Here is a 12,003-nt window from a genome sequence, read left to right on the forward strand (position 1 = left end):
AAAAACACTATTTCCCTTTAACGTGGTAATAGCGGAAAATTTTTCCTGAATCTCTAATAAACCTTCGGACTCTACTGTCAGTTCGAGCGGAGTCGAGAACCATTTCTGAAATTGACAACAATCACCAATACCTGGTTAATCTCGACTCCGCTCGATTTGACAAATGGTTGTTTACAAACTAATTTTTTTCCTGATACTCAGTTTACCAATTGTAACCTGGTTTACGCTACGTTATCCTTTGAGTCTTCGTGGTTAAAAACTACTTTTTAAAACTCCCCAAAATACCTTCCAACACTTCGTTTATATCAAATTGGCTTTCATCAGTTAACCCAAGCCTTACGATCACTAAATCTTTAGACGGAATTATAAAAACTTTCTGCCCCTGAAAACCATTAGCAGAGTACATGTCTTTAGGTGCATCCGGATAACGACCTCCTGCATTCAACCAAAAGTGGGCACCATAGCCACCATTGGAATCATTTGTAGGCGTTGCAACATATTTCGCCCAACTCTCATTAAATAACTGTTCTCCATTCCAATTCCCTTTGTGTAAATAGAGTAAACCAAATTTTCCCCAATCACGCGTAGTTGCCCATCCGTAGGACGAACCCACAAAATTACCCGCCATATCCGTTTCCACAAGCATGGACTTCATCCCTATTTTATCAATCAATTCCGCATACCAAAAATCCAAATACTCTTGATGCGTCTTAAACTGATTACGTAAAATGTACGACAATAAATTAGTAGTACCGGAGGAGTAATTCCAATGCGTGTTCGGTTCATAAGCCACGTCCTTTTCCAATTGAACCCGACCCATATTAGCGGATTGAAACAGCATTTGCGTAGCATCACATATTTTATCATAACTCTCCTCCCAGGCTAAGCCCGAGTTCATGTGTAATAAATCACTAGTCGTGATTTTTTTGCGAGCATCGTTTTTCCACTCTGGAATTGGAGCTGGTTTACTAACATCAAACTTCCCTTGTTTCTCTAGGATCCCAAAAATAGTTGCCGTAATACTTTTGGTCATAGACCAACCAAGTAACTTGCTGTCTTTGTTAAAACCGGTATCGTATTTTTCAGCAATGATTTTATCTTTATAAATTACTAGTAAGGAACGAGTTCTTTTTTTAATGACACCTTTTGCATCAAAAGCATTTTCAACGGCTGCATTTAATTTAGTATAATCAACATTGGTGAAAACCGTATCTTTTGGCTCTACATCGCCATATGGATAGGTTAAATTGTTGGCGATTTTACTTCGCTTAGGCACATTGTACGGCTTGCTAGCGTCAAAACTGTCATCAATCAAAGTTGCTCCTAAACCTTCACGATAAATTGCTTTGCGCTCCTTCAATCCATAAACAGATGCAGTTGTAAATTTTCCTGCCTCATCAATGGTGTTAGTCGCTAAATCAATTAGGTTAATGTCATTATCACCTTTCTCAATCATGTCCTTAGAGCGATTATCAATAAAATGTCCCGATGCTACACTTTTGGCTGAAAAGCCCGAGATTAAATCTAATTTTGGATAGGTCGTAAAACCTAGATAGAAAAGGGCAATAAGTAGAACCACACCAATAATCTTCACACTTTTTTTCATCTCACTAATTTTTAAGCAATTTATTAAAAACTTCTCAGCTGTAAGCATTCTATTGCTAGAAGTTGTATCTAAATTTAGCTATTGCTATATCATAAGAATCTATTAAAAACTTGGCTTTCGTAATTTCAAAATGGTATATATTCCGTACTTTTGTGATCAGAATTTATTCTAAATAATTATGCTAGATATCCAAAAAATAAGAACCGATTTCCCAATCCTTTCTCAAAAAGTAAACGGAAAACCATTAGTGTATTTTGACAACGGAGCTACTTCTCAAAAGCCACAAGTAGTCATTGATGCCATCTCTAAATATTACCAAGAAATCAATGCCAATATCCATCGAGGCGTTCATACGCTGAGCCAACTCGCTACGGATGCTTATGAAATTTCTCGTGGTAAAATTAAAAATCATCTTAATGCTAAGCATTTACACGAAGTGCTTTTTACATCGGGCACTACCTTTGGAATAAACCTAGTAGCTAACGGATTTACGGCTATTTTAAAACCAGGAGATGAAATTTTAGTTTCGGCTTTAGAACACCATAGCAATATTGTACCATGGCAAATGCTTTGTGAAAGAACAGGAGCAATATTAAAAGTAATCCCTATGAACGATAAGGGAGAACTAATCATGTCAGAATATGACAAATTACTGTCAGACAAAACCAAACTAGTTACGGTAAACCATATTTCGAATGCTTTAGGAACGGTGAACCCAATAAAATACATAATTGATAAAGCACACGAAGTAGGTGCTGCCGTTTTAATTGATGGTGCGCAAGCAGTTCCGCATTTAAAACCAAATGTACAGGAATTGGATTGTGATTTTTACGTTTTTTCTGGACATAAAATATGTGGACCAACAGGAATCGGAATTCTGTATGGTAAAGAAGAATGGCTTAACAAGCTACCTCCTTACCAAGGTGGTGGTGAAATGATTAAAGAAGTCTCTTTCGAAAAAACAACTTATGCTGAACTGCCTCATAAATTTGAAGCAGGAACACCCAATATTGCAGGTGGAATTGTTTTAGGAACCGCTATAGATTACATGAACGAGGTTGGTTTTGACAACATACAACAACAAGAACTGGAGTTGCTAGAATATGGAACCAAACGCTTGCTAGAAATCGAAGGCCTAAAAATCTTTGGTACTGCCAAAGAAAAAACGTCGGTAATCTCTTTTAACATCGAAGGAATTCACCCGTATGACATTGGTACGATAATTGACAAATTAGGAATAGCTGTTCGTACAGGACACCACTGTGCACAGCCTATTATGACCTATTTTAACATTCCGGGAACAATTCGTGCTTCTTTTTCTTTTTACAACACCAAAGAAGAAATTGACGCTTTAGTTGAAGCCTTGAAAAAAGCACAAATGATGCTATCCTAAACAACAAATTATGAAACTACTTTCTTTATTATTTCTTACTCTTTTCTTAGGTAAAGGTTGCGATAGTGCTGACAAGCAAGATATCAATACCGCAGTGATTGAATACACTGCTAATACAAGAGGTTTTTACCAGAAAGTAACCATTGAAAAACAAATGGTCACTGTATCAAAAGATAGAAGTGGAAAAGAGAAAGTGGCTCCCGCAAAAATCTCAAATGCCGATTGGAAAACCTTGATTAAGCTATTTGATGACATCAATTTAGAGGAAATTAAAGATCTAAAATCTCCTACTGAAAAACGATTTTATGACGGCGCTGCTATTGCCAATTTAAAAATAACATATAAAGATGTTGTTTATGAGACTAAAGGTTTTGATCATGGATTTCCACCAGTAGAAATAAAAAAATTAGTAACAAAGATTAACACATTTGTAAAGCAAGACGATGAAGATTAAAGATATACAAGACGAAATAGTTGAAGAATTTTCCATGTTTGACGACTGGATGCAACGCTATGAATACATTATAGACCTAGGTAAAAATTTACCTTTGATCAAAGAAGAATTCAAAACAGATAACAATTTAATCAAAGGGTGTCAGTCGAAAGTGTGGCTACAAGGAGAGCAAAATAGCGATACTGTAGTTTTTACTGCCGATAGTGATGCCATTTTGACCAAAGGAATAATTGCAATATTGATCCGCGTTTTTTCAAACCAAAATCCTAAAGACATCATTGCAGCCGACATGGAATTTATTGATCAAATAGGCCTTAAAGAACATTTATCTCCTACTCGCGCCAACGGATTGGTATCGATGATTAAGAATATAAAAATGTATGCTTTGGCATTTGATGCTAAAAACTAATTTTTGGTTTAAACATATAAGTCATATAAGTTTTTAATCAAATTATACTAACTTTATAAGAATAAATAAATCTTACTAAAGTGCATATAACCAGAAGTTATCTAACAGACTTAGTTTACCAAGTTAACGGTGCTGCTATTGAAGTTCATAAAAATATTGGCCCAGGTCTTTTGGAAAGTATTTACCATCAATGCCTCAGGAAGGAATTAGAACTGCGGAACATAAGTTTTGTTTCTGAATTACAGGTTCCTATAAACTACAAAGGTCATGAATTAGATTCTAAACTAAGATGTGATTTATTTGTAGAAAATATTTTAGTTGTTGAATTGAAAGCGGTAGCTGAAATACATCCCATATTTGATGCTCAACTACTGACCTATATGAATTTACTAAAGGCACCAATCGGATTGATGATCAATTTTAATGTAAAAAACATATTTTATGAAGGTCAAAAAACTCTGGTGAATGCATTATACAATAAACTAGAAGAATAAACATCAACAGAACAATACAACTTATATTCCATCACATTTACCTTAAAACAGTAACTTAAATGACTTATACAGCTCAAAAAACAATACAAAGCATAACTCATATTCACTTATATTTTCCTTAAAAAGAAACTTATATGACTTATATGGTTTAAAAAAATATGACAAAAAAAACTTATATGCTCTAATATTTTCCTCAAAAAGGAGCTTATGTGACTTATATGTTTTAAAAAAATAACCAAAAGCAGAACTCCTATTCATTAATATTTCCCTAAAAAGAAACTTAAATGACTTATATAGTTCTAAAAATAAATATAAAGCAAAGCTTATATTGACTTATATTTTTCCTAAAAAGAAACTTATATGCCTTATATGTTTTAAAATTATAAATAAAAAATAAAATGGAACAAGAAATAGACACTAACGCATTAGGCGAAGCAATTGTAAAAACATTAAAAACGATATACGATCCAGAGATTCCAGTAGACATCTACGAATTAGGATTGATTTACGATGTGATGGTAAATACGGATTATGAAGTTAAAATTTTAATGACATTGACTTCTCCTAACTGCCCAGTAGCCGAGAGTTTACCACGTGAAGTGGAAGACAAAGTGAAATCAATCAAAAACGTGAAAGATGCAGAAGTAGAAATTACTTTTGATCCGCCATGGAGTAAAGACCTAATGAGTGAAGAAGCAAAACTAGAATTAGGAATGCTATAAACTAGTCATAAAGTCAAAGGTCATAAAGTCGCTATCCAGTTACTTTATGACTTTCGTCTTTCAGACTTTCAGACTTAAAAAAATGGAAGAAATAATAAATAAAGTGGCGGCGAGTGCTTTGGAGGTATTTGATCTTGAAGATTATTATCCTGCAGGCGTTCGAACACAAATTGATATTGCGCAATGGCTGGTTGAAGGATTTCTTTTAAGAGAAAAAGACTTTAGAGAGCACCTTAAAAACCATGATTGGTCGCAATACCAAGATCATTATGTGGCTATTAATTGCAGTACTGATGCTATTGTTCCTGCTTGGGCATCCATACTAGTTGCTGTACAATTGGCACCATATGCCAAAAAAATAGTGAATGGCACCATCGAAGATTTAAATGCTTCGTTATATGAAGCTATACTTCCTGCTGTAGATTTTTCTCAATATCAAAATAAAGCAACTATTATTAAAGGTTGCTCTAAAAAACCAGTACCTACAAGGGCGTACATCCTAGCGGCGCACCACCTACAACCTTTTGCCCGAAGCATTATGTATGGTGAAGCTTGCTCTGCAGTACCATTGTATAAAGCTTCAAAAAAATAAAATATACAAAGCGTGACTCTTTTAGAGTTGCGCTTTTTTAGTTTAAAAAAGGAAAAAAACACTTTTCTAGGGTTGATTATCGATATTATTAACCATTGGTCTAAAAACTGCACAGCCTAGCAACTGGTTTGAGTCCTACCTACTTTACTAGGACAATAAATCTTAGTTCGGATGCAAATACGAGATAATACTTTACGTTATTTTTCAAACAATTATTTGATATTCAATTATTTATAAGCTATCTTAAGATAGTTCCACTAAAAGGATTTCATAGATATATTAAGAAAAAATAGGGAAGAAAATCGCTTAGTACTATTTTACAAACAGCTGTATATCAACACACAATGACTTTACTTCATCTAATTATTTTTATTATATTCGCGGTTCAAAACAATTTATATGAAAAAATTACTACTAACTTTTGTGTTACTTTTTACCATAGCATCGGTTACGGCACAAGAAGTTGCGAAGGACTCAACAAAATTATGGACAGCGAAAGGAACTATTTCATTACTTTTTAACCAGTCTAGCTACAACAAGCAATGGCTAGGTGGTGGAACCTCAAATATTGCAGGGAATTTTGGTCTGAATTATGATTTGAATTATAAGAAAGACGATGTGGTTTGGGACAACAAATTTATCTTGGCCTACGGTTTAAGTAAGATCAAAGGAGATGAGAAAACAGCTAAAACGGATGACCGTTTAGAATTAAACTCTATTTGGGGGAAAAAATCTAAGGCTCCTAATTGGTATTATTCAGCTTACTTTAACTTTAAAAGTCAGATGGATACTGGGTTGGATAATAATGAGATGCGCATTTCGCACTTTTTCTCACCTGCCTATTTTCAAATGGGACCGGGTATGTTGTGGAAAAAAAGCGATAATTTGAGCGTTAATTTCGCACCAGCAGCGGCTAAAGCTATTTTTGTACACCGCCATTTTACAGAATTCGGACCTTCGTTTGGTGTATTGCAAGGAGATAGTTCGCGATTTGAATTTGGAGCTAGTATCACTGCCTACTACAAATTTAATTTAATGACGAATGTATCTATTGAGAATAGATTAAACATGTATTCCAACTATTTAGATAATCCGCAAAACGTAGATATCGATTACCAAATGAATGTGGTGATGAAAATCAATAAATACCTAAGCGCTAACGTAGCACTGCAAGCGATATATGATGACAACTCCGTGAAAGCAGTTCAAGTACGCGAATTATTTGGTTTAGGAGTAAACTACGGTTTTTAATCCTTAGCCCTACTTATTTAAAATGCCCTTTTGATAAAATCAAAAGGGCATTTTTTTATCCGTTTATTAAAGTAAGATTGTTATTGTATTTTAACAACTGTTCTTCCCTTTAATTTACCTTCAAGCATAAGTACGATTTTTTCGTTTAATTCGTCCAACGCTATTTCATTACAAGTTGCTGCGAAAGCAGCTGTTTTCCATTCATTTGCTAATTTATTCCACACTTGTTCTCTATACTTCATAGGGTAATTTTGAGAATCAATACCAACAAGTGCTATTCCTCTTAGAATAAAGGGAAAAACGGTGAGATCAAGTTTTGGCGAAGCGACATTTCCGCAGCAGGTAATCACTCCCATTGGATAGACCGATTTTATCATGTTTTCAAGAATAACCCCTCCTACGGTGTCAATTGCTCCAGCAAAAGCGGGTTTCAAAAGTGGTTTTTTGTCTAATTCTTCAAAATCTTTTCGGGTAACAATCGTATCAGCACCTAACTTTTTTAAATAATCAGTTTCTGATTCTTTGCCTGTTATCGCAGTAATTTGATACCCTAGTTTTTTTAAAATCGCGATACTTAAAGAACCTACTCCACCACTTGCGCCCGAAACAACAATAGTACCATCATTAGGTTTTACCATCTCACTCAGTTTGTAAACTGACATTCCAGCGGTTAATCCTGCTGTACCTATAATCATGGCTTCTTTCATCGAAAGATTTTCGGGTAATGCAACAGCCCAATCAGCTGGTACTTGTATGTACTCAGCAAAACCTCCATTGGTATTCATACCGAGATCGTAACTTGTTACAATTACCTTTTCATCGACTTTGAACTTGGATGAATTTGATGTTACAACTACACCCACTGCATCAATTCCTGGAGTATGCGGATAATTTCTTGTTACTCCTTTATTGCCGCTTGCAGATAAGGCGTCCTTGTAATTCAAGGAGCTATACGCTACTTTTATCAATAATTCGTTGGGTGCTAGAGTCTCAAAAGCGAGTTCTTGGATTGCTGACACAAACTTTCCGTCTTGTTCTTCGACTCTAAATGCTTTATATGTTGTTGTTGAATTCATGGTAGTTATTTTAAATGATTGTATTACATTTATAACAAAGTTCGAACAAAAAGCAGTCGCAAACAATAGCTTACAAAGTATGCACCTACGAACATTTTGTTCTGATTTGCATTTTTACTGCCTTTTTAAACCCAAAAAAAATGAAAAAAAGTTATTGCCCTATAGATACTTTTATAAATTCGATTAAAGGAAAAAGAAAGGGTACGATTATATTATATCTTTTTCAGGGGGATAAAAGATATAGCGAACTCGTACGCTTAATGCCTGATATTAGCGAGCGCATGATGTCGAAACAACTTAAGGAATTGGAGAGCGATTGTTTAATTCACCGTACGGTTTTTCCAGAAGTTCCCCCTCGAGTGGAATACAGCTTGACTCAATTAGGAAAAGACATACACCCTGTTTTGAAAGGTATGTACAAAGGCGGATTACTTTTTGAGAATCTTATTGAAAATCCTGATAGTTAAATTTTATTACATCCTTTTTTTTAGCAATTTTTGGTTTCTGTGATCTCGCATGAGGGATGGCAGTGAAAATCCTTTTATGGAGCGTAGCGCAATAAAAGATTGTAACGTACAGCCCGACCCAACTGTAACGGAGTGGAAGTTGGGGCATGCCCAAAAAAAATCCCTAATGATGAATCAAAAGGGATTTCTAGCTTTTATATTTTAGGAACCATTTTATTCCTCTTCATTGTCTTCATCGACTTCTTTCTCGACAGCATCTTTGTAATCAGGATACAAGAATTTGTTGTACGGGAAGCGTGTGATGTGGATGTGTCTTACGGCTTCGTAAACGCGTTCTCTAAACTCTTCGAAGTTCTCTTTGTTCGTAGCCGAAATAAACAGAGCATTTTCCTCGCCTACGCGACTCATCCAAGTGGTTTCCCACTCTTTTAATGTGTAGTGCTTGGTAGTTTTCTCTGTCATCAAATCATCTTCATCGATGGTTAGATGTTTGTAGGCATCGATCTTGTTAAAGACCATAATAACCGGTTTATCGTTAGCTTTAATGTCTAACAACGTTTGATTTACTGAGGCAATATGATCCTCAAAATCAGGATGCGAGATATCAACCACATGCAATAGCAAATCAGCTTCACGAACCTCATCTAGTGTGCTTTTGAAAGAATCAACTAACTGCGTAGGCAATTTACGAATGAATCCAACGGTGTCTGAAAGTAAGAAAGGTAGGTTTTTAATCACTACTTTTCGAACCGTGGTGTCTAGTGTAGCAAACAATTTATTCTCTACAAAAACATCACTTTTTCCAACGGCGTTCATCAAAGTAGATTTCCCCACATTGGTATATCCTACTAAAGCGACACGCACCATGGATCCACGGTTTCCGCGTTGGGTGCCCATTTGTTTATCGATTGCTTTGATTTTATCTTTCAATAAAGCAATACGGTCTCTTACAATACGACGGTCAGTTTCAATCTCAGTTTCTCCTGGTCCACGCATTCCAATTCCTCCCTTTTGGCGTTCCAAGTGCGTCCAAAGTCCAGATAATCTTGGCAACATATAAATACATTGCGCAAGCTCAACTTGCGTTCTTGCGTACGAAGTTTCGGCGCGTTGTGCAAAAATATCTAGGATAAGGTGTGTTCTATCTAGAATCTTACATTCTACAATTATTTTTGAAATATTTTTTTGTTGTGAAGGCGATAGTTCGTCATCAAAAATTAAAGTAGAGATTCCGTTTTCCTTCACATAATGATGAATCTCTTCTATTTTTCCAGTTCCAACGAAGGTCTTAGGGTTTGGTCGTTCCATTTTTTGAGAAAAACGCTTTACAACTTCCCCACCAGCAGTGTACGTCAAAAACTCTAGTTCGTCAAGATACTCGTTGAGTTTCTCTTCGCTTTGATTTTGAGTTACAATACCTACAATGGCTGTTTTTTCGAAATTTATTACTTCTTTTTCTAACATAGTATTGAATAAGCTACAAATTTAATGATTTGTAGGCGACTTAAATAATTTATGCGTTTTTATTAACAAATAGCATACCATAAGCATCACTCATAACTTAGTCCTGATTCCTATCAAGACAATTTAAATCCTGCTCGCAATTCCCTAATCGCTAGTATATCTGTACCGGTTTGACACCAAAGAGCACAATCAAAACTAACCATTAGGATAATTTGTATATTTTTACGGGAATAAAAGTCTGCTGAAATGCTTCGCATCCTATTGTTGTTGCTGTTTTTTTTACCAAAAATTGTTTTCTCCCAAGAAAGCACAGCTCGCTTATTGAAACAACTGGATCAAGTACTTGACCAACAAGAGTACCATTCGAATCAAAAAGAATCAAAAATACATTCTCTAAGAAACCAAATTACTCCTACTTTGTCTCAACTGCAAAAAGAAGCTATTTATCATCAGTTATTTGATGAATACCGTGTTTATAAATCAGATTCGGCCTTGGTATACGCCCGAAAAAAGGTCGCCATTGCGAACAAGTTGAATAATTTACAAAAAGTACAAGAAGCTAATTTAGACCTTACCTCCATCATGGGAACTTTAGGCATGTACAAGGAAGCTATGGATGTGCTTTCAACTATTAAATTAGAAAACAAGTCTGCTTTAAAAGGAATCTACTACAACAACAACCGGAGCATTTACAGCTATATGGCAGACTATGCCAGCTCAGATTACGAAAAAAAACAGTACCTCGATTGGGTTCAAAAATACCGTGACTCCGCATTAGTGTATATCAAAAAGCCCTCTTCAGACTACACTATTAATTTAGCTGAATCCTTAATTGAGAAAAGAAAATACGAACAAGCCCTGAAGGAGTTAACGATTCCGTATAAAAATTTAAAAGCAAGCGATCCCAACCGTGCGGTTTTTGCCTACATCATCTCGACAATTTATCAAAAACAAGGTAAAGTCGAGGAACAAAAAAAATGGCTTATTCTTTCGGCCATATCTGATTTGGAACTTTCTAAGAAAGAAAATATTTCTTTGCGTAATTTGGCTTTTCTACTCTATGAACAAGGCGATATCGATCGTTCCTATCGCTACATTCAACGCTCTCTTGAGGATGCGTTGTTTTGTAATGCTAGACTACGAACCTACGAAATTTCGAAAATGCTTCCCATTATTAGTGGTGCGTATCAACATCAAAACAAAGCCAATCAAAAACAGTTACTGCTTTTTTTAGGTAGTATTAGTGTTCTGACTCTTGGCCTACTCTTTGTTCTTTTCCAGCTTTTCAAGCAAATGAAAAAATTAAAAACAGCTCAAAAAGAATTGAACGACGCCAATGTTCAGTTGATCAATTTAAATACGGCTTTGCAATCAGCTAACGCCGCATTAAATGAAACCAACAACAGCCTAGCCGAAACTAATTTGGTCAAAGAAATATACATTGGTCGCTATATGGATCAATGCTCGGATTATATTGGAAAACTGGAAGGCTATCGCAAAAAATTGAACGTGATGGCAACAGCAGGAAAAATGAATCAACTACTAGATGCTATTAAATCCGAACAGTTCATTGAAGCAGAATTAAAGGAATTTTACCAGAATTTTGATCAAACCTTTTTACAATTATTTCCAGATTTCATTCCGCAATTTGAAGCACTTCTCATCGATACCGAATTAACACAACTAAAAGATGAGGAGTTGCTAAATACCGAAATGAGGATTTTTGCTTTAATTCGATTAGGAATAAAAGACAGTGCTAAAATTGCTGTTTTTTTGAGGTATTCCATTTCTACAATTTATAATTATCGCTCTCAACTTAAAAATAAAGCAGCTGGTCCACGAGAGGAATTTGAGGCTAAAGTAATGCGCATTGGCACAAATTTCAAAACCTAGATTGAAGTAAAAATGATTATTTCGCAATAAATTTGATGCAAATCAGGTTTTTTGCTTTTTAAAGTCGCCACTTTTTTCTATTTACTATTTTTTATAACTATTTGATTGTTTGGTATTTACTTTTATAAATCTGGATTATTATCTACTTTTTTAAATTGGAGAAAATCTTACTGCCGTAAAGC

The 12,003-nt window shown here is 35.1% G+C and carries 12 protein-coding genes; 9 read left to right on the plus strand and 3 right to left on the minus strand.

What is annotated here, in order from left to right; all coding sequences use genetic code 11:
- Nucleotides 1-259 precede the first annotated feature (259 nt).
- The gene (locus ACZ2G0_RS03160) at nt 260-1,606 is read right to left on the minus strand and encodes a serine hydrolase domain-containing protein (protein ID WP_470308969.1); all 1,347 of its coding nucleotides are present in this window, start codon (nt 1,604-1,606) and stop codon (nt 260-262) included.
- Nucleotides 1,607-1,784: 178 nt separating this feature from the next.
- Here ACZ2G0_RS03160 and ACZ2G0_RS03165 point away from each other — a divergent pair, with 178 nt between their 5' ends.
- The 7 genes from ACZ2G0_RS03165 (at nt 1,785) to ACZ2G0_RS03195 (ending at nt 6,921) form a co-directional block, all read left to right on the plus strand.
- A complete protein-coding gene (locus ACZ2G0_RS03165; RefSeq protein ID WP_470308970.1) occupies nt 1,785-2,999 on the plus strand; it encodes an aminotransferase class V-fold PLP-dependent enzyme in 1,215 nt (404 codons plus the stop codon).
- A gap of 10 nt (nt 3,000-3,009) precedes the next feature.
- On the plus strand, nt 3,010-3,453 hold the full coding sequence (locus tag ACZ2G0_RS03170; RefSeq protein ID WP_470308971.1) for a hypothetical protein: 444 nt from the start codon (nt 3,010-3,012) through the stop codon (nt 3,451-3,453).
- Entirely contained in the window at nt 3,443-3,862 is a 420-nt protein-coding gene (locus tag ACZ2G0_RS03175) for a SufE family protein (protein ID WP_470308972.1), read from the plus strand. Before ACZ2G0_RS03170 ends, ACZ2G0_RS03175 begins: the two co-directional genes overlap by 11 nt.
- Before the next feature lie 80 nt (nt 3,863-3,942).
- On the plus strand, nt 3,943-4,356 hold the full coding sequence (locus tag ACZ2G0_RS03180) for a GxxExxY protein (protein WP_300287330.1): 414 nt from the start codon (nt 3,943-3,945) through the stop codon (nt 4,354-4,356).
- Between the two features lie 398 nt (nt 4,357-4,754).
- Entirely contained in the window at nt 4,755-5,078 is a 324-nt protein-coding gene (locus ACZ2G0_RS03185) for an SUF system Fe-S cluster assembly protein (RefSeq protein WP_300287334.1), read from the plus strand.
- Between the two features lie 82 nt (nt 5,079-5,160).
- Nucleotides 5,161-5,670, plus strand: coding sequence for a DUF2480 family protein (locus tag ACZ2G0_RS03190; RefSeq protein ID WP_470308973.1), 510 nt, complete (start codon nt 5,161-5,163; stop codon nt 5,668-5,670).
- 399 nt (nt 5,671-6,069) lie between these two features.
- Nucleotides 6,070-6,921 (plus strand): DUF3078 domain-containing protein, encoded by an 852-nt coding sequence (locus ACZ2G0_RS03195; protein ID WP_470308974.1) that lies wholly within the window; start codon nt 6,070-6,072, stop codon nt 6,919-6,921.
- 80 nt (nt 6,922-7,001) lie between these two features.
- Here ACZ2G0_RS03195 and ACZ2G0_RS03200 read toward each other — a convergent pair whose 3' ends face one another.
- A complete protein-coding gene (locus tag ACZ2G0_RS03200; protein ID WP_470308975.1) occupies nt 7,002-7,997 on the minus strand; it encodes a YhdH/YhfP family quinone oxidoreductase in 996 nt (331 codons plus the stop codon).
- A 140-nt stretch (nt 7,998-8,137) separates the two neighbouring features.
- Here ACZ2G0_RS03200 and ACZ2G0_RS03205 point away from each other — a divergent pair, with 140 nt between their 5' ends.
- Entirely contained in the window at nt 8,138-8,464 is a 327-nt protein-coding gene (locus ACZ2G0_RS03205) for a winged helix-turn-helix transcriptional regulator (RefSeq protein ID WP_470308976.1), read from the plus strand.
- A 213-nt stretch (nt 8,465-8,677) separates the two neighbouring features.
- Here ACZ2G0_RS03205 and hflX read toward each other — a convergent pair whose 3' ends face one another.
- Nucleotides 8,678-9,928, minus strand: coding sequence for a GTPase HflX (gene hflX, locus ACZ2G0_RS03210; RefSeq protein WP_470308977.1), 1,251 nt, complete (start codon nt 9,926-9,928; stop codon nt 8,678-8,680).
- 246 nt (nt 9,929-10,174) lie between these two features.
- Between hflX and ACZ2G0_RS03215 the strand changes: the two genes are divergently transcribed.
- Nucleotides 10,175-11,821 (plus strand): DUF6377 domain-containing protein, encoded by a 1,647-nt coding sequence (locus ACZ2G0_RS03215; RefSeq protein WP_470308978.1) that lies wholly within the window; start codon nt 10,175-10,177, stop codon nt 11,819-11,821.
- Nucleotides 11,822-12,003 lie beyond the last annotated feature (182 nt).

The sequence above is a fragment of the Flavobacterium sp. KKT103 genome (assembly GCF_055640565.1).

Coding starts and splice junctions, on each gene's coding strand:
- ACZ2G0_RS03160 (WP_470308969.1), bottom strand. CDS start 1,606: ATGAAAAAAAGTGTGAAGATTATTGGTGTGGTTCTACTTATTGCCCTT.
- ACZ2G0_RS03165 (WP_470308970.1), top strand. CDS start 1,785: ATGCTAGATATCCAAAAAATAAGAACCGATTTCCCAATCCTTTCTCAA.
- ACZ2G0_RS03170 (WP_470308971.1), top strand. CDS start 3,010: ATGAAACTACTTTCTTTATTATTTCTTACTCTTTTCTTAGGTAAAGGT.
- ACZ2G0_RS03175 (WP_470308972.1), top strand. CDS start 3,443: ATGAAGATTAAAGATATACAAGACGAAATAGTTGAAGAATTTTCCATG.
- ACZ2G0_RS03185 (WP_300287334.1), top strand. CDS start 4,755: ATGGAACAAGAAATAGACACTAACGCATTAGGCGAAGCAATTGTAAAA.
- ACZ2G0_RS03190 (WP_470308973.1), top strand. CDS start 5,161: ATGGAAGAAATAATAAATAAAGTGGCGGCGAGTGCTTTGGAGGTATTT.
- ACZ2G0_RS03195 (WP_470308974.1), top strand. CDS start 6,070: ATGAAAAAATTACTACTAACTTTTGTGTTACTTTTTACCATAGCATCG.
- ACZ2G0_RS03200 (WP_470308975.1), bottom strand. CDS start 7,997: ATGAATTCAACAACAACATATAAAGCATTTAGAGTCGAAGAACAAGAC.
- ACZ2G0_RS03205 (WP_470308976.1), top strand. CDS start 8,138: ATGAAAAAAAGTTATTGCCCTATAGATACTTTTATAAATTCGATTAAA.
- hflX (WP_470308977.1), bottom strand. CDS start 9,928: ATGTTAGAAAAAGAAGTAATAAATTTCGAAAAAACAGCCATTGTAGGT.
- ACZ2G0_RS03215 (WP_470308978.1), top strand. CDS start 10,175: ATGCTTCGCATCCTATTGTTGTTGCTGTTTTTTTTACCAAAAATTGTT.